The 15,384-nt window shown below is 71.6% G+C and carries 16 protein-coding genes; 9 read left to right on the plus strand and 7 right to left on the minus strand.

The genetic code is table 11. The annotated features are described in order from the left end of the window. Positions 1 to 106: 106 nt before the first annotated feature. From ACYVJS_RS08915 to ACYVJS_RS08925, 3 genes are read right to left on the minus strand one after another with little or no spacing between them, the layout of a single operon-like run. The gene (locus ACYVJS_RS08915) at positions 107 to 511 is read right to left on the minus strand and encodes a DUF4260 family protein (RefSeq protein ID WP_460739596.1); all 405 of its coding nucleotides are present in this window, start codon (positions 509 to 511) and stop codon (positions 107 to 109) included. Then, positions 508 to 1,077: a TetR-like C-terminal domain-containing protein gene (locus ACYVJS_RS08920; RefSeq protein WP_460739597.1), complete on the minus strand. Its 570-nt coding sequence runs from the start codon at positions 1,075 to 1,077 to the stop codon at positions 508 to 510. The genes ACYVJS_RS08915 and ACYVJS_RS08920 overlap by 4 nt, the downstream gene beginning before the upstream one ends. Next, positions 1,070 to 1,903, minus strand: coding sequence for an alpha/beta fold hydrolase (locus ACYVJS_RS08925; RefSeq protein ID WP_460739598.1), 834 nt, complete (start codon positions 1,901 to 1,903; stop codon positions 1,070 to 1,072). The genes ACYVJS_RS08920 and ACYVJS_RS08925 overlap by 8 nt, the downstream gene beginning before the upstream one ends. Positions 1,904 to 2,125: 222 nt before the next feature. Between ACYVJS_RS08925 and ACYVJS_RS08930 the strand changes: the two genes are divergently transcribed. The 5 genes from ACYVJS_RS08930 to ACYVJS_RS08950 all read left to right on the plus strand — a co-directional run bounded on the left by ACYVJS_RS08930 (position 2,126) and on the right by ACYVJS_RS08950 (position 5,935). Beyond that, positions 2,126 to 2,869, plus strand: a complete 744-nt coding sequence (locus ACYVJS_RS08930) for a 3-oxoacid CoA-transferase subunit A (protein WP_460739599.1) — start codon at positions 2,126 to 2,128, stop codon at positions 2,867 to 2,869. Continuing rightward, positions 2,866 to 3,546, plus strand: a complete 681-nt coding sequence (locus ACYVJS_RS08935; protein WP_460739600.1) for a 3-oxoacid CoA-transferase subunit B — start codon at positions 2,866 to 2,868, stop codon at positions 3,544 to 3,546. The genes ACYVJS_RS08930 and ACYVJS_RS08935 overlap by 4 nt, the downstream gene beginning before the upstream one ends. Next, positions 3,543 to 4,718, plus strand: a complete 1,176-nt coding sequence (locus ACYVJS_RS08940; protein WP_460739601.1) for a thiolase family protein — start codon at positions 3,543 to 3,545, stop codon at positions 4,716 to 4,718. Before ACYVJS_RS08935 ends, ACYVJS_RS08940 begins: the two co-directional genes overlap by 4 nt. 22 nt (positions 4,719 to 4,740) lie before the next feature. Continuing rightward, positions 4,741 to 5,511: an IclR family transcriptional regulator domain-containing protein gene (locus ACYVJS_RS08945; protein WP_460739602.1), complete on the plus strand. Its 771-nt coding sequence runs from the start codon at positions 4,741 to 4,743 to the stop codon at positions 5,509 to 5,511. A gap of 124 nt (positions 5,512 to 5,635) precedes the next feature. Beyond that, positions 5,636 to 5,935, plus strand: coding sequence for an antibiotic biosynthesis monooxygenase (locus tag ACYVJS_RS08950; protein WP_460739603.1), 300 nt, complete (start codon positions 5,636 to 5,638; stop codon positions 5,933 to 5,935). Between the two features lie 7 nt (positions 5,936 to 5,942). Here the strand turns inward: ACYVJS_RS08950 and ACYVJS_RS08955 are convergent, their stop codons facing one another. Further along, complete coding sequence (locus ACYVJS_RS08955; RefSeq protein ID WP_460739604.1) at positions 5,943 to 7,235, minus strand: condensation domain-containing protein; 1,293 nt, start codon at positions 7,233 to 7,235, stop codon at positions 5,943 to 5,945. 60 nt (positions 7,236 to 7,295) lie between these two features. Between ACYVJS_RS08955 and ACYVJS_RS08960 the strand changes: the two genes are divergently transcribed. Together ACYVJS_RS08960 and ACYVJS_RS08965 are read left to right on the plus strand one after the other, a co-directional pair. Then, positions 7,296 to 8,075, plus strand: coding sequence for an alpha/beta fold hydrolase (locus ACYVJS_RS08960; RefSeq protein ID WP_344231064.1), 780 nt, complete (start codon positions 7,296 to 7,298; stop codon positions 8,073 to 8,075). A 79-nt stretch (positions 8,076 to 8,154) separates the two neighbouring features. Then, on the plus strand, positions 8,155 to 10,980 hold the full coding sequence (locus tag ACYVJS_RS08965) for an ATP-binding protein (RefSeq protein WP_460739605.1): 2,826 nt from the start codon (positions 8,155 to 8,157) through the stop codon (positions 10,978 to 10,980). A 1-nt stretch (position 10,981) separates the two neighbouring features. Here the strand turns inward: ACYVJS_RS08965 and ACYVJS_RS08970 are convergent, their stop codons facing one another. Next, complete coding sequence (locus tag ACYVJS_RS08970; RefSeq protein WP_460739606.1) at positions 10,982 to 11,806, minus strand: ABC transporter permease; 825 nt, start codon at positions 11,804 to 11,806, stop codon at positions 10,982 to 10,984. Further along, on the minus strand, positions 11,803 to 12,798 hold the full coding sequence (locus ACYVJS_RS08975; RefSeq protein ID WP_460739607.1) for an ATP-binding cassette domain-containing protein: 996 nt from the start codon (positions 12,796 to 12,798) through the stop codon (positions 11,803 to 11,805). The genes ACYVJS_RS08970 and ACYVJS_RS08975 overlap by 4 nt, the downstream gene beginning before the upstream one ends. Before the next feature lie 270 nt (positions 12,799 to 13,068). Between ACYVJS_RS08975 and ACYVJS_RS08980 the strand changes: the two genes are divergently transcribed. Next, positions 13,069 to 13,437, plus strand: a complete 369-nt coding sequence (locus tag ACYVJS_RS08980) for a hypothetical protein (protein WP_460739608.1) — start codon at positions 13,069 to 13,071, stop codon at positions 13,435 to 13,437. Here ACYVJS_RS08980 and ACYVJS_RS08985 read toward each other — a convergent pair. Continuing rightward, positions 13,365 to 14,309, minus strand: a complete 945-nt coding sequence (locus ACYVJS_RS08985) for an EamA family transporter (protein ID WP_460739609.1) — start codon at positions 14,307 to 14,309, stop codon at positions 13,365 to 13,367. The genes ACYVJS_RS08980 and ACYVJS_RS08985 overlap by 73 nt on opposite strands. Positions 14,310 to 14,393: 84 nt before the next feature. Here ACYVJS_RS08985 and ACYVJS_RS08990 point away from each other — a divergent pair, with 84 nt between their 5' ends. Then, entirely contained in the window at positions 14,394 to 15,284 is an 891-nt protein-coding gene (locus ACYVJS_RS08990; RefSeq protein ID WP_460739610.1) for a LysR family transcriptional regulator, read from the plus strand. The last annotated feature ends 100 nt before the right edge of the window (positions 15,285 to 15,384 follow it).

Here is a 15,384-nt window from a genome sequence, read left to right on the forward strand (position 1 = left end):
TGAGGTGCGTGTCTCCTGCGCGACGCGGGCGACATCGCTCCTTCAGGACATCAGTCGATCGGCCGCCGCGGCAGTGTCGCTGCGTCACCGCACGCGGTGACAAATGTCACCGCGTGGCAGGGGCCGCCGCATCCGGCCACGTCTTCGGACGCGGGCCGTAGCCGAGGGCGCGGTCTGCGCCGACGTGGAACAGCCAGCAGGCGGCGATGATGGCGAGGGCGGGCGCTGCGAGGCCGGTGGCGGCCAGTGCGGTGTACAGGCCGAGGAGCGTCAGGGGCGCCGCGTAGTTGTGGGCGAGGTTGTAGACGAGCGCACCGACGCGGATGCCGAACGCGTAGCCCAGCATGGACAGATCGAACAGCAGGAAGAGCGCGGCCAACCACCACCACGCGAACCCGGCCGTCACGAACACGACGACCGTGGCGATTGCGATGGCGGCGCCTTCGATGCGGTGGATCGCCGGTACGGGCGCGGCGGGAATCGGCGCCCGGTGCGCCGCCACGGTGCTCACGCCCGCCCCCAGGTCTCGAAGGACGCGGCGACGGTGTCGATCGCCCGCGCGAAGCTGCGCTCGATGTCGACGGGGAGCTCGAACGCGTGCGAGGTCTCCAGCGAGAGGAAACCGTGCAGGCTCGCGCGCAGGAAGCGGATCGCGTCGATCGCCTCGTCGCCCTCGAGTCCGTAGCCCACGAGCACACCCGTGACCACCTCGAGGACGGACGAGGAGGCCCGCTCGTCCTCCTCGTCGTCCGCCGCCGGGGCGGTGATCGTCAGCGGGTACTGGCCCGGGTGGGCGAGCGCCCAGTCGCGGTAGGCGTGTCCCATTGCGCGGATGGCGTCGCCGCGGGAGCGACCCACCGTCGCGCGGGCGAGGGTGTGCCCGAGCTCGGTCTTGGCGCGCAGCATGACGCCCCGCTCCAGCCCCGAGAGCCCGTCGACGTGCTTGTAGAGCGACGGCGCGCGAACGCCGAGGTCGTCGGCGAGCGCGGCGAAGCTCAACGGGCCCGCATCCGGAGCGTCGAGCAGAGCTGCGGCGCGTTCGATGACGATCGCGGGTGTGAGCCCGGCCCTAGGCACGGTCGGTCCCTTCGCGCAGGAACGCGAGGATGGCGTCGGCCGTGCGTTCGGGCTGCTGGGACTGCGGGTAGTGGCCCGCATCCTCGATCATGACGCTCGTGCCGTGCAGGGTCTGGGCGATCCACGTCGCCTCGGCGGCGGGGTCGGCGAAGTCGGGGTCGGCGCTGCCCATGACGACCAGCGCGGGGGCGGTGACGCGTGCGAGGCTCCGCTCGGCATCGCTGTGGTCGGTGCGCGTGGTGAGGCGGAAGGACCGCGCGTAGCCGGGGCGCCGCATCGCCTGGATCATCGCGGCGCGGTAGGTCTCGAAGTCGGCGGGTTTCGCGCCCGAGTACAGGGTGGGCAGGTACGCGTTCCAGGCGGCGACGGCCCAGGGGCGGGCCATCAGGATCCGGAACATCAGGGCCGCGACCGCGCTCTGGCTCGGCGGGATGCGCACGAACGGGCCGACGAGAACGAGCCCCGACACGAGCTCCGGGTGCTCGGCGGCGACGATCACCGCGGCGCCCGCTGCCATCGAGTTGCCGACGATCGTCGCCGGGGCGCCGAGGTTCCGCACGAGGGCCGCGATGTCGGATGCGGTGGGCACGTCGCCGTAGACGGCGAAGTCGGCGGAGCTGTCGCCGTGACCGCGGAGGTCGGCGGTGGCGACGCGGTAGCCCTTCGCGATGAGGAGGGGGGTGAGGTGTCGGTACGAGGAGCGCAGCTCGCCCATTCCGGGCACGAGCAGCAGGAGGGGGCCCTCGCCCGCGACGTCGAAGCCGATCTCGCCGCCGTCGACGCGGAGTCGCTGCGTCGCGGTGGCGGAGGAAGAGGAGGAGGTCATGATTGGAACTATACATAGCCGTAAAGCTACGCGCAATAGCCAACCGCCCTTCCCCCGCCCCCACGCGCTCGAGGGACCCAAAACGCGGCGTTTCCGGCTTCCAGGGCGCAGTTCGCGTCCCTTGAGCAGGGGTGCCGAGGATGGTGCGGGGCGGGTTCGCGCGATACAATGTTCGCCAGCCGCACTTGCGTTCGCAGAGCGAACACTTCCGAAGGAGGATGTGTGATCGACAAGACTGTCGCCGACATCGCGTCGGCGGTCTCCGGCATCGAGGACGGCTCGACCGTCATGATCGGCGGGTTCGGTCGCGCCGGCCAACCCGTAGAACTCATCGATGCCCTCATCGCGCACGGCGCGGGCGACCTCACGATCGTGAACAACAACGCCGGCAACGGCGATACGGGACTCGCCGCACTGCTGGCCGCAGGACGTGTGCGTCGCATCGTCTGCTCCTTCCCCCGGCAGTCCGACTCCTGGGTCTTCGACGACCTCTACCGCTCGGGCCGCATCGAGCTGGAGCTGGTCCCGCAGGGCAACCTCGCCGAACGCATCCGTGCCGCCGGCGCCGGGATCGGTGCGTTCTTCTCGCCGACCGGCGTCGGCACCGAGCTCGCCGAGGGCAAGGAGCACCGTGAGATCGACGGACGCACCTACGTGCTCGAGCACCCCATCCGCGCCGACTACGCGCTGGTCTCGGCCCGCGCGGCGGATCGCTGGGGAAATCTCGTCTACCGCGAGACCGCCCGCAACTTCGGGCCCATCATGGCGGCCGCGGCGACCACGACGATCGTGCAGGTCGACGAGATCGTGCCGCTGGGTTCGATCGACCCCGAGACGGTCGTGACCCCGGGGTTGTACGTCGATCGTGTGGTCGCGGTCGGCGAGCGGCGCTGGCTGAAGGACGGCGTGTTCATCGGCGGCACCGACCTGGAGGGCCGCCCCCTCGAGAACCAGGAGCAGCGATGACCACCCGCATCCCCCGCGCAGACCTCGCCCGCCGTATCGCGGCCGACATCCCCGACGGCGCGGTCGTGAACCTCGGCATCGGGGCGCCGACGCTCGTCGCCGACCATCTGCCCGCCGACCGCGAGATCGTGCTGCACACCGAGAACGGCCTGCTGGGGATGGGGCCCGCGCCCGCGCCCGACCGCATCGACCCCGACCTCATCAATGCCGGCAAGCAGGCCGTCACGGCCGTCGCGGGTGCCGCGTACTTCCACCACGCCGACTCTTTCGCCATGATGCGCGGCGGGCACCTCGATGTGTGCGTGCTCGGCGCGTTCCAGGTCGCGCAGAACGGCGACCTGGCGAACTGGTCGACGGGCGAACCCGGCGCGATCCCCGCCGTGGGGGGCGCCATGGATCTCGCGATCGGCGCCAGGTCGGTCTACGTCATGACCGACCTGCTCACCCGCGCCGGCGAGCCGAAGCTCGTCGCCGCCTGCACGTACCCGCTCACCGGCGTGGGCTGCGTCTCGCGCGTGTACACGGACCACGCGGTCCTCGAGATCACGGACGCGGGCTTCGCCGTCATCGAGGCGTTCGGTGACAACACGATCGAGGAGCTGCGCGAGCTCACCGGTCTCGATCTCATCGATGCGACGGATGCGGCGGCCGCATCCGCGTCCCAGGAGGAGAAATGACCGCGAGCTTCGTCTACGACGCCGTCCGCACGCCCTTCGGGCGTGCCGGGGGCGCGCTCTCCGGCATTCGGCCGGACGACCTCGCCGCGCTCGTCATGGGCGCCGCCGTCGAACGCACCGGCCTCGACCCGGCGCGCATCGACGACGTGATCTTCGGCGACGCGAACCAGGCGGGCGAGGACAACCGCAACGTCGCCCGCTTCGGCGCGCTGCTCGCGGGATTCCCGACGACCGTGACGGGTGCCACCGTCAACCGCCTGTGCGCCTCGTCGGTAGAGGCCGTCATCCAGGCGTCCCGTGCGATCGAGTCCGGCGACGCCGACATCATCCTGGCCGGAGGTGTCGAGTCGATGAGCCGCGCGCCCTTCGTCGTCGAGAAGTCGGCCAAACCATGGCCCGCCGTGGGTAACCAGACATTGTGGAACACGGCGATCGGCTGGCGCATGACAAACCCCGCGCTGCCGAAGCCCTGGACGATCAGCAACGGCGAGTCCGCGGAGAAGATCGCGCGCGAGTGGGGCGTCTCTCGCGAGGCGCAGGATGCGTTCGCCGCACGCTCGCACCGCCTGGCCGCCGAGGCGTGGGCCGCCGGTGTGTACGACGGCGAGATCGTGCAGGTCCCCGGCGCTGAACTCCCCCGCGATGAGAGCATCCGCCCCGACACCTCGGTCGAGAAGCTCGCGGGTCTGCGCGCGTTGTTCGCGTCGGACGGCGATGGCTCGGTCACCGCGGGCAACTCGTCGCCCATCAACGACGGCGCCTCCGCGGTGCTCGTGGCCGCGGAGGGAGCGCTGCCGGGCGAACCGCTAGCGCGCATCGCCGCCCGTGCCGCCCACGGCGTCGACCCCGATGTGTTCCCCATCGCGCCCATCGAGGCCGCGAACAAGGCGCTCGCCCGCGCCGGCTTCACGTGGGACGACGTCGACGTCGTCGAGCTGAACGAGGCGTTCGCCTCGCAAAGCCTCGCGTGCATCGCCGGATGGCCCGACCTCGATCCCGAGCGGGTGAACATCCATGGCGGTGCGCTGGCCATCGGCCATCCCCTCGGCGCGTCCGGCGGTCGCATCATCGGCCACGCGGCGCACGAGCTCGCTCGTCGCGGCGGGGGCGTCGCGGTCGCCGCGATCTGCATCGGGGTCGGACAGGGTCTCGCCGTCGTCCTCGAGAGGTGACCGGCGCCGATATGGTGAGCGGATGAGCGAGCAGGGCGACGGATCCGGCGAGTTCGTGCAGTCGCTCGCCCGCGGCCTCGCGGTCATCCGCGCGTTCGACGCGGATCACGCGGAGCTCACCCTGAGCGAGGTCGCGCGCCGCGCCGAGGTCACGCGCGCGGCCGCCCGCCGCTTCCTGCACACCCTCGTGAGCCTCGGTTACGTGCGCAGCGACGGACGCCTGTTCGCCCTCACGCCGCGGGTGCTCGAGCTCGGCTTCAGCTACCTGTCGTCGCTGTCGCTGCCGGAGGTGCTCCAGCCGCACCTCGAACTGCTGTCGCGCGAGGTCGGAGAGAGCGTGTCGGCGGCCGTGCTCGACGGCGCCGACATCGTCTACATCGCCCGCGTGCCGGCCCGGCGCATCATGAGCGTGCGCATCACGATCGGCACCCGGTTCCCGGCGTACGCCACGAGCATGGGGCGCGTGCTGCTGGCGGCGCTGCCCGCATCCGCTCGCGCCGATGCGCTGGCGCACCTGCATCCGCTCACCGACCGGACCCTGACGGATGCGGCGCGCCTCGACGCCGAGCTCGATCGGGTCGCAGCCCAGGGATGGGCCGTCGTGGACGGCGAGCTCGAGGCGGGGCTGCGCTCGATCGCCGTCGGTGTGCGCGATCGCAGTGGTCGGATCGGGGCCGCGATCAACGTCTCGTCATCGGCGACGCGCGACAGCGTCGAGCACCTGGTGCAGAGCTACCTGCCGACGCTGCAGGCCACCGCAGACCGGGTGAGCGACGAGCTGCGCCGCGTCTGAGCTCAGCGCACGCGCCGGGATCGATGCCGCCTGCTACGGCGAGAGATCGCATCCGTCCGCCATCGGCGCCGGATTGGCAGACATCGAACGGTGCGCGTGGCGTGCCGCTCGCTAGCCTGCCGCCATGATCCTCCGCGTATCCGAGGCGATCGTGCGCGCCGGCGCCGAGCAGGAGTTCCTCGACCGGCTGCGTGAGCTCGTCGCCGACTTCCCTGATCGATACCACGGCCTCGTCCACGAGGTCCTCGTGGACGAGGCGGAGCCGCGCCGCATCCAGTACGTCTCCGCCTGGCGTGACGACGCGGATCTGGTCGCCTACGCGGGTACGGGCTGGCGCACCGAGCCCGTCACCTTCCCCGGCGAAGAGCGGTACCTCGAGGCACCGTTGGCCCTGCGCCATTTCCGGGTCGTCGCCGCCGGGTGAGCGCCGCTCAGCCCGCGACGGGAAGGGATGCGGTCGCCGCCGCCTTCAGCTCGCTCTCCACCGCATCCAGCCACAGAGTGAGCGAGATGCGCGCCTCGGCGGTGTCGGGGTAACGGCATCGCAGGTGCAGGCCGGTGTCGTTGATGACGAACCAGATCATCACGCCGTTGGTTCGGATCACCGCGGAGATCCACGACGCCTGCGGGTCGTCGACGGCGACGGGAAGGCGACGCGTGTCCAGCCACGACAGTGCGAACATGCCCGGTGTGCGGGGCATCCCCCCGCGCGGTGCGAACACCGGTGCCAGCGGATGCGATCCGAGCTGCAGCGCCCGGCGGACATCCGCGGCGCAGGCTTCGGGGTCGCCGCTCTCGCACTCGATGACCGAGTTCGTGATGAACCATCCCACGGCATCGGTCCAGCGTGGATCGTTCCGGCTGTGCACGGGGAAGACGGCGCGCAGTGGTGCGTCGGCGACACGACGGGTGGCCCGCGTGACCGCCGCGAGCGCGACCGCGGTCGGCCGAACGCCTCGCTCGTGGGCGACTCGGGTCAGCTCCACGACCTGTGCGGGATCGAGCACGTCGCGTACCTCCACGACCTCGTCGTGAGGACGACTCATGTCGCCGAGCGGCAGCGGGAAGCGCGGCATGGCCTGCCCGCCGGCAGCGAGCAGGCGCTCCCATTCGTCGCGCACGTCGGCAGGAGACTCGCCCATCGCCTCCAGCTGCGCGGTGTGTTCGGCGAACGGATGCGCGGGCGTCAGGTCTGGCTCTTCGCCCTTCTGCACGCGGCGCAGCGCACGGTCCAGATCACGACCCAGCACGAGGAGCGACCACATATCGACGTGGGCGTGGTCACTGCCGATGACGACGATCGGCTCGCCCGCATCCGGCTCGACGAGACACAACAGGAAGGAGCCTGCCGCGTGCGGGCGGCAGCCGGCATCGAACGCCTCCCGCAGCGCTTCGGCCATCCCGCCGACGGTGGGATGCGTGCGCCACACGCCGGGCGTCTGCTCGCCGGCGAACAGGCGCACGCGCTCGCCTGTGCGAAAGACGGAGCGCAGCGTGCCGTGACGGGCGACCACCGCATCCCATGCTCGGCCCAGAGCCTGGCGCTCGGCGCCCGCAAGGCGGAAAGAGATCGCCATCCACGATCCCGGCCGATCGCCCTCGCCCACATGGCGGCCCTGATCGAAGGAGACGGGCAGCTCCTGATCCGTCGCCTCGATCACGACGTCGTAGCTGTGCAGCCGCCCGGGCGGGAGCCGGAGGTGGGCGACATTGGTCAGGCGCATGGCGCCGTAGTCTAAGGGGCGCAGATTGCGGGCAGTGGACGGGTGGGAACGGAGACGCGGATGCCGGCGCTACGCGTGCGGGGAGCGAGCCTCGACTACGACATCACCGGCGATGAGGGGCCCCTCGTCGTGCAGCTTCACGGGCTGACCTCGAGCCGCAGCCGCGATGCGCAGCTGGGCCTGGATCTCGGTCGGGCTCTGCGCGGGCACCGCATCCTGCGCTACGACGCGCGCGGCCACGGAAGATCGAGCGGCACGGATCGCGAATCGGACTACGGCTGGGACGCGCTCGCCGAAGACCTGCTCATGCTGCTGGACGCCGTCGCGCCCGGCGAGAAGGTGCACGGCGTCGGTCCATCGATGGGTACCGGCACCCTGCTGCACGCGGCGGCCGCCGACCGGCGCCGCTTCTCGACGCTCACGCTCGTCACGCCGCCCACCGCCTACAAGCGGCGCCGGGCGCAGGGCGACGTCTACCGGGCGAACGCCGAACTCGTCGAGCGCGGGGGCCTCGCCGCCCTGCTCGAGATCGGCAACACGGCTCCCGTTCCACCGGCCCTCGCGGACGCGCCGGAGACCCGCCCCACCGTGCCGGCGGAGCTGCTGCCGATCGTGCTGCGGGGAGCCGCCGCAACCGACCTTCCGCCCAAGAAGCGCATCGCCCGCATCGAGGTGCCCACCCTCATCCTCGCCTGGACGGGTGACCGCACGCATCCGCTCAAGACCGCGCGGACCCTGCGCGAGCTCATCGACGACAGCCGCCTGATCGTCGCCCGCAGTCCCTACGGCGTCATGGCGTGGCCGGGCTTGTTCGCCGAGCACGTCACCACCCGCGCCTGAGGCCCGGGTCGGGGCATAGCCCCTCTCGCGGCCGAGGGGCGGGGCGGGTTCGGATGCGGGCGCGTTCTACAGTGAGAGCATGCGGCTGCAGTTCTTCGGCGGTTTCGCGGCCGAGGATGCGGCGGGCTCGCCCATCGAGGTGCGCGGATCGCGCCAGCGTGCGCTGCTGCTGAGGCTCGCGCTGGATGCGGGAACGACGGTCAGCTACCGCGCCCTGGCCGAAGACGTGTGGCCCGACGATCCCCCGGAGGACCCGCGCGCGTCGCTGCAGTCCCTCGTGTCGCGGATGCGGCGGACGCTGCCCCAGGGGATCCTCCGCGCGGAACCCGGCGGCTACGCCCTCGACGTCTCGCGCGACGACGTCGACGTCGTGCGCTTCGCCGACCTCGTGCAGGCGGCACGCGCCGCCGCGGAACCCGCATCCCTCGCGCGTGAGGCGCTCGCCCTGTGGCGCGGCGAGCCATGGCTTGTCGACGGCTTCGACTGGGTGCTGCGAGACCTTCTCGAAGACCGCGCGCACGCCGAGCGGCTCGCCCGGGGTGCGGCGCCGTCGACGGAGGAAGCGCCGACGCCCGTGCCGGCGATCCCGGCGGCTCTCACCCAGCTCGTGGGTCGCGCGGAGGAGCTCGCCCTCATCTCGTCGCAACTGCAGACCTTCCGACTCGTCACGCTGCTGGGTCCGGGCGGCGCGGGAAAGACGACCCTCGCCCTCGAGACCGCCAGGCACCGGCCGCCCGCCCTCTTCGTCGAGCTCGCGCCGGCCCAGCCGGGTGAGGTCTGGGACGCGGTGGTCACGGCGCTCGGGCGCAGCATCCGGCTCACCGACAACCCCGCGGGCGAGCTCTCCGCGGCGGACAGTGTGCTCGCCGCTCTCGCGGGTCGCGCGGTTCTGCTGGTGCTCGACAACGCAGAGCATGTGCTGCAGGAGACGGCTGAGGTCGCGGCGACCGTGCTCACGACGCCGGGCGTGAGGGTGCTGGTCACGAGCCGCGAGCCGCTGGGGCTGCCCGGCGAGGCATTCGTCGAGCTCGGTCCGCTGCCGGATGCGGACGCCACCGCTCTTCTCGCCGCCCGCATCCTCGCCGCGCGCGGCACGGAACCCACCCCCGAGGAGCTGCCGGCCGTCGCGCGCATCGCGCGGCACCTCGACGGGCTTCCCCTCGCCCTGGAGCTGGCCGGCGCGAAGGCGCGCACACTCGGCGTCGACGAGCTGGAGTCCGGGCTATCCGACCGGTTCGCACTGTTCGATCGCGGCCCCCGTTCGGCGGCGGCCCGCCACCAGACCCTGCGCGCGGTCATCGACTGGAGCTGGGACCTGCTCGGCGAGCCCGAGCGCGAGGGACTGCTCGCCCTGGCCGTGTTCCCGGACGGCATCGACGCGGCCGATGCGGGGGCGGTCGCCGAGGCCTTCGCCCTGCCCGCGAGCGTGTTCGACGAACTCGTCGACCGCTCGCTCGTGCAGCGGGCGCGCGGGCGGTTCCGCGTGCTCGAGACGGTCCGCGAGTACGGCATCGAACAGCTGCGCCACGGCGGGTCCGAGGAGCGAGCACGCGACTCGCAGGCGCGGGTGCTCGCGCGGAGGGCCCTCGAGCGCGACGCCGAGCTGCGCACGCCCGCGGTGCGTTCCGCGATCGCCTGGTTCGACGCCAACGAGGAGAACCTGGCCGCCGCCACCCGCTGGAGCGGTGCGCGAGCGCAGATGAGCGAGACGGCCGTCGAGCTCGTACGCGCGCAGATCTGGGCGTGGATCATGCGCGAGCGGCTCGAAGCCCTGCGCGCCGCCCTTGAACTCGTCGGCGCCGAGGCCACGCTCGATTCCGAAGCGGGCGTGGTCATCACCGGCGTGCGACTGATCTTCGCCTCGGCCGACGCGCAGGTCACGGGCGGTTTCACCGCCGAGGACGCGGATCGGCTCGCGGAAGCCGCGGCGGCGCATCCGTCCGAGCTGTCGCTCATCCTGCCCGTCCTTCTGAAGGCCCAGGCTCGAGCCATCGGTGACGGCCGCCCCGGCACGCCCTGGCTGCCGAACTTCCGCCTGGACCCCGCCGACCTCGCGGGGGCGCCGACCTGGTCACGCGGCGTCGTCGCCGCGATCGAGGCGGCCATCGCGCAGAACGGCGGCGACATCGAACGGCTCGACCGTCAGAGCGAGCAGGCGCTGCGCCTGCTACGAGAGGTGGGCGACACGTGGGGCATCGCCCTGGCCAGCCAGATGCGCTCGGAGTGGCTCATGCTGCACGGCCGGCTCGAGGAGGCGCTGGAGATCACGGATGCGGCCAGCAGCGCGCTTGAGGGACTCACCTCGGCCTCCGATCAGCTGCAGCAGCAGGCTTTCGCGATCGTGCTGCTGGTGCGGCTCGATCGCATAGACGAGGCGCGGGAACGTCTGGTCGGGATGCAGGAGGCGGCCCGCCGCGACGGCTCCGACCGCGCCATGCTCCAGGCGGCCATCACCGTGGTGACCTTCGAGGTGATCATGGGCGACGGGCCTGCTGCCCTGGGCATCCTGGAGACCCTGCCGCTCGCACTGCGGGACGGATCGTTGCCGGGGATCCCGCCACAGATCCACGCCTGGATGCACTCGCGTCATGCCCAGGCTCTCGTGCTTGCCGACCGCTTCGACGAGGCGCGCGACGAGGCGCGCGCCGGCATCGAGCTCGCGGTCGCATCGGGCGACCAGCCGATCATGGCGGATGCGGCGCTCGCCGCCGCGGAGCTGTTCGCCGCGACCGACCGCCCGGACGACGCGCGGCACGCTCTGGTGCTCGCGGCGGTGCTGCGGGGTCGGGCCGACGAGACGGATCCCGTCGTGCAGCGCGTACGGGCGAAGATCGGAACGGATGCGGGGCCGGACGCTTCCGCATCCGGCCCCGCAGATCTCGCCGACCTGGTGGCGCTGCTCTGAGTCAGGCCTTGCGCATGTAGGCGCGCACGGTCAGCGGGGCGAAGATCGCCACGATGACGGCGGCTCCCGCGAGCGAGACGAACAGGTCGCCGCCGACGACGCCGGAGTTCGCGAGGTCTCGCACGGCGGTGATGAGGTGGGAGATCGGGTTGATCTCCGCGAACCACCGCAGCACGTCGGGCAGCGTGTCGACCGGGACGAACGCGTTCGAGAGGAACGTCAGCGGGAACAGCGCCAGCATCGAGATGCCCTGCACGCTGGCCGCGGTGCGGGCGATCACGCCGAAGAACGCGAAGATCCAGCTCATCGCCCACGACGAGACGATCACCAGCAGGCCCGCGCCGATGACGGCGAGCACGCCGCCGCCGGGCCGGTAGCCCATGACGAAGCCCATCCCGAAGGTGAGGGTGGTGGCGATCGTGTAACGCAGGGTGTCGGCCAGCAGCGCGCCCGACAACGGTGCGATGCGGGCGATCGGCAGGGAGCGGAAGCGGTCGAACACGCCCTTGTCCATGTCCTCCCGCAGCTGCGTGCCGGTGACGACCGAGGTGGTGACGACCGTCTGGACGAGGATGCCGGGGATCAGCAGCGGCAGGTAGTTCTGCACGTCGCCGGAGATCGCGCCGCCGAAGATGTACGCGAACATCAGGGTGAAGATGATCGGCTGTAGCGTGACATCGACGAGCTGCTCCGGTGTGCGTCGGATCTTCACGAGGCCGCGGTAGGCCATCGTGAGGGTGTTGCTCACCGTCTGCGACAGGCTCGTGCGGTTCTTCAGTGCGCGCTCGGTCGCGGGCACGATGCGGTGGGGGGCGAGGGTGTTCATGCGGTCACCATCTCTTTCGTCTCGGTCTCGTCGGCGGCGCCCGAACCGGTGTCGTGACCGGTGATGGTGAGGAACACCTCGTCGAGGGTGGGTTTCTGCACGCTCATCTCGGCCAGACGCACGCCGCCCGTGCGCAGGGCGATGAGCAGGTCGGTGACGCGGTCCGCATCCGCCATGGGAGCCGTGATGCGGGAGGCCTCGGGGGACAGCGTGGCGCGCACGCCGAGCACGCTCTCGACGATCTCGAGAGCGGATGCGGTGTCCGCCGTCTCGGAGACGCGCAACTGCAGGCTGGCGGTGCCGACGGACGCCTTGAGCTCATCCGAGGTGCCCTCGGCGACGACGCGGCCGTGATCGATCACCGCGATACGGTCGGCGAGCTGGTCGGCCTCGTCGAGATACTGCGTGGTCAACAGCACCGTGGAGCCGCCGGCGACGAGTTCGCGGATCGTGTCCCACATCTGCCCGCGGGTGCGGGGATCGAGGCCCGTCGTCGGCTCATCGAGGAAGATGAGCGGCGGCTGGGCGATGAGGGAGGCGGCGAGGTCGAGGCGCCGCCGCATCCCGCCGGAGAACTTCTTCAGGGGGCGTCGCGCGGCATCGGTGAGGCCGAAACGCTCGAGCAGCTCGGTCGACTTCGCGCGTGCGTCGGCACGGCTGAGTCCCAGCAGCCGCGCGAAGATCATGAGGTTCTCGGTGGCCGAGAGGGTCTCGTCGACGGAGGCGAACTGGCCGGTGACGCCGATGAGCTGGCGCACGACCTGCGGCTGGGCGGTGACGTCGTGGCCGAAGATCTCGGCGCGGCCCGCATCCGGACGCATGAGCGTCGCGAGCATGTTGATGGTGGTGGTCTTGCCGGCGCCGTTGGGGCCGAGCACGCCGTAGACGGTGCCGGTGGGAACGAGCAGGTCGACGCCGTCGACCGCGCGGTTGTCGCCGAACACCTTGACGAGGCCTTCGGCCCGGACGGCGGGAGGGAGTGTGGTGGTCATGGGGGAGCCTTTCTGCTGGCGTGCTCCCAGCGTGCGCCGCACCCACCGTCATGCCGCTGTCACGCCGCCCCCGCCGCTGTCACCGCGCTGTCACGCACCGCCCCGCCCGCATCCCGCCACCCATCTCCCGCGAGAGTGCATTTCCATCACGAGATCACGGGTAATGACAGTGATCTCGTGCGAAAGATGCAGTCTCGCGGACGGAGGGGCGGTCAAGCGTGGCGGCGTCATGTGCGCCGGGCGACGGATGCGGGGTCGTAGGGTGGCGGGATGAACCCGGACTGGACCCCGCACCGCCGCGACGACGGCGAGCTGCTCGGCTGGATCCGGCCGGAGGGATCCGGCTGGGTCGCCGTCGACCTCCTCGGCCACGACATGACCGAGCCCGTGGAGTGGCTCGACGCCGAAGAAGCGCTCGAGGCACGGGGTCTCGGCTGGCTCGCCGAGAAGTGGATGCTGGAGCGCGAGGGCGCAGCTCCCCTGGCGGTGCGTCTCGTGGAGGTGACTCCGGAGCGCATCGTGGTCAAGAGCGAGGACTTCGGCGCGATCGATGCGCCGCTGCGCACCTACGAACTCGGCTGGCCGGCGCCGGCCGAGCTGCGCCTTCGTGCGCCCGAGGACACCCCGCTCACCTTCTGACCGCGCGGTGGGAGCACCGCGATGGCGACGCCGATCAGCAGCACCGCGCCGCCCACGAGCTCGGCGGGTGCGGGTATCTCGCCGAGCGCGAGCCACGCCGCCGCGATCCCGACCGGCGGTACGAGCATCGTGAACGGGACGACGGCGGATGCGGTGTGCCGGGCCAGCAGGGTGTTCCAGATTCCGTAGCCGACAAGGCTCGCGAGCCACGCGGTGTATGCGGTCGACAGCAGCTGCGCCGCGGTGAGGTGCGTGAGTGCGGTGCCGACCGCATCCGCGCCGTCGAGCGCGACGGCCAGGAGAACCATCGGTACGGGGACGACGAGCGCCGACCAGACGGTCACCGACAGCCCAGCGAGCGCGCCGCCCTTTCCTGCGCCGCCGAGGCGGCGTGCGATCACGTTGCCGATCGCCCACGAGGCGGCCGCGGCCAGCGTCACCACCAGGGCGAGCGCGGGGGTGGCGGCATCCCGTCCGGCGGCGACGATCCCGAGTCCGGCGGCGCCGACGACCACACCGACGACCTGCGAGCGGCGGGGTGCTTCGCGCAGGGCCAGGGCGGCGAAGACGATCGTGAAGGCCACCTGCGCCTGCAGCACGAGCGAGGCCAGCCCCGGCGGCATGCCCATCGCGAGGGCCGTGTACAGCAGCCCGAACTGACCGAGGCTCATGAAGAGCCCGATGAGCAGGACGTCCCGCATCCGACCCCTCGGGCGCGGCACGAAGAAGACGGCGGGGACGAGGACGGCGGCGAAGCGCAGCGCGACGAACAGCGCGGGCGGCATGCCGTCGAGCCCCGCGTCGATGACGACGAAGTTCACGCCCCAGATGACGGCGACGAGGGCGGCGAGGAGAGAGGAACGAAGGGGCACCCGCCCATCGTGACCGAGCAGGTTCGTGCAGCACCAGCGCACAGTTGTGCATGGATCCATGCAGCCCGGTGATACATTCTCGCCATGATCGATCTCGCGGCCGTGGACGCGCTGCTCGCCCTCGCCCGCAGGGGCACCGTGCATGCCGCGGCGGCCGAGCTCGATTACACGCCGTCGGCCGTGTCGCAGCAGATCAAGCGGCTCGAGCGCGACCTCGGCGCCCGTCTCATCGATCGGCAGGGGCGCGGTGTGGTGCTCACCGCTGCGGGCCGCCGGCTGGTGGAGGAGGGGGCGCAGTTGCGCACCCAGGTCGAGCAATTGCGTTCACGGCTGCACGACGCGGGCGCCCGCCCCACGGGCACGTTGCGTCTCGGTGTCTTCTCGACCGCCGTGCGCGGCGTCGTGCCCGGGCTCGTCACGCGAGCGGCCGTCGAAGCGCCCGACCTACGCCTGACCGTCACCGAGATCGACCCGTGGGATGCGGTCGCGGCGGTCACCGCCGGCACGCTGGATCTCGCGATCGTGCACCACTGGGAGGGCGTCACCCTCACGCTGCCGCCGAGTGTGCGCAGCGTCGAGTTCCTCCGCGACACCGCGGATCTGCTCGTCCACCGCGACGACCCTCTCGCGTCGAGGGATGCGGTCAGCCCCGTCGATGTCCGCGATCATGTGTGGTCCAGCACGCCCGACGGAACCATCTGCTACGAGTGGTTCTGTCACATGTTCCGGGGCGAGCCGCATCCGCCGCGCATCGACTTCTGGTGCCTCGAGTTCGCCTCGCAGATCGAGCTCGTGGCGCACGGGCTCGCGGTGGCGCTCGTTCCGAAGCTGGGGCGCGGGCGGCTTCCGGACGACGTCGTCGCGGTGCCGGTGCGCGACCCCGAGCCGACGCGTCCGGTTGCGCTGGTGTGGCGCACGAGCATGACCGACTCGCCCGCTGTGCGCCTCATCCGCGAGCTCCTGCCCGCATCCTGAGCCTGCCCGCGTCGCCGCTCTCACCCTCTCCACGCCCGCGAGACTGCATCTTCATCACGAGATCACGGGTAACAACAGTGATCTCGTGCGGAGAATGCAG

The organism is Microbacterium neimengense, assembly GCF_054782995.1.

Excerpts from the sequence above, each read along its gene's own strand:
- ACYVJS_RS08960 (WP_344231064.1), top strand. The coding sequence starts at position 7,296 with ATGCCGGCGCTACGCGTGCGGGGAGCGAGCCTCGACTACGACATCACC.
- ACYVJS_RS08980 (WP_460739608.1), top strand. The coding sequence starts at position 13,069 with ATGAACCCGGACTGGACCCCGCACCGCCGCGACGACGGCGAGCTGCTC.
- ACYVJS_RS08970 (WP_460739606.1), bottom strand. The coding sequence starts at position 11,806 with ATGAACACCCTCGCCCCCCACCGCATCGTGCCCGCGACCGAGCGCGCA.
- ACYVJS_RS08975 (WP_460739607.1), bottom strand. The coding sequence starts at position 12,798 with ATGACCACCACACTCCCTCCCGCCGTCCGGGCCGAAGGCCTCGTCAAG.
- ACYVJS_RS08925 (WP_460739598.1), bottom strand. The coding sequence starts at position 1,903 with ATGACCTCCTCCTCTTCCTCCGCCACCGCGACGCAGCGACTCCGCGTC.
- ACYVJS_RS08965 (WP_460739605.1), top strand. The coding sequence starts at position 8,155 with ATGCGGCTGCAGTTCTTCGGCGGTTTCGCGGCCGAGGATGCGGCGGGC.
- ACYVJS_RS08940 (WP_460739601.1), top strand. The coding sequence starts at position 3,543 with ATGACCGCGAGCTTCGTCTACGACGCCGTCCGCACGCCCTTCGGGCGT.
- ACYVJS_RS08950 (WP_460739603.1), top strand. The coding sequence starts at position 5,636 with ATGATCCTCCGCGTATCCGAGGCGATCGTGCGCGCCGGCGCCGAGCAG.
- ACYVJS_RS08955 (WP_460739604.1), bottom strand. The coding sequence starts at position 7,235 with ATGCGCCTGACCAATGTCGCCCACCTCCGGCTCCCGCCCGGGCGGCTG.
- ACYVJS_RS08945 (WP_460739602.1), top strand. The coding sequence starts at position 4,741 with ATGAGCGAGCAGGGCGACGGATCCGGCGAGTTCGTGCAGTCGCTCGCC.
- ACYVJS_RS08935 (WP_460739600.1), top strand. The coding sequence starts at position 2,866 with ATGACCACCCGCATCCCCCGCGCAGACCTCGCCCGCCGTATCGCGGCC.
- ACYVJS_RS08990 (WP_460739610.1), top strand. The coding sequence starts at position 14,394 with ATGATCGATCTCGCGGCCGTGGACGCGCTGCTCGCCCTCGCCCGCAGG.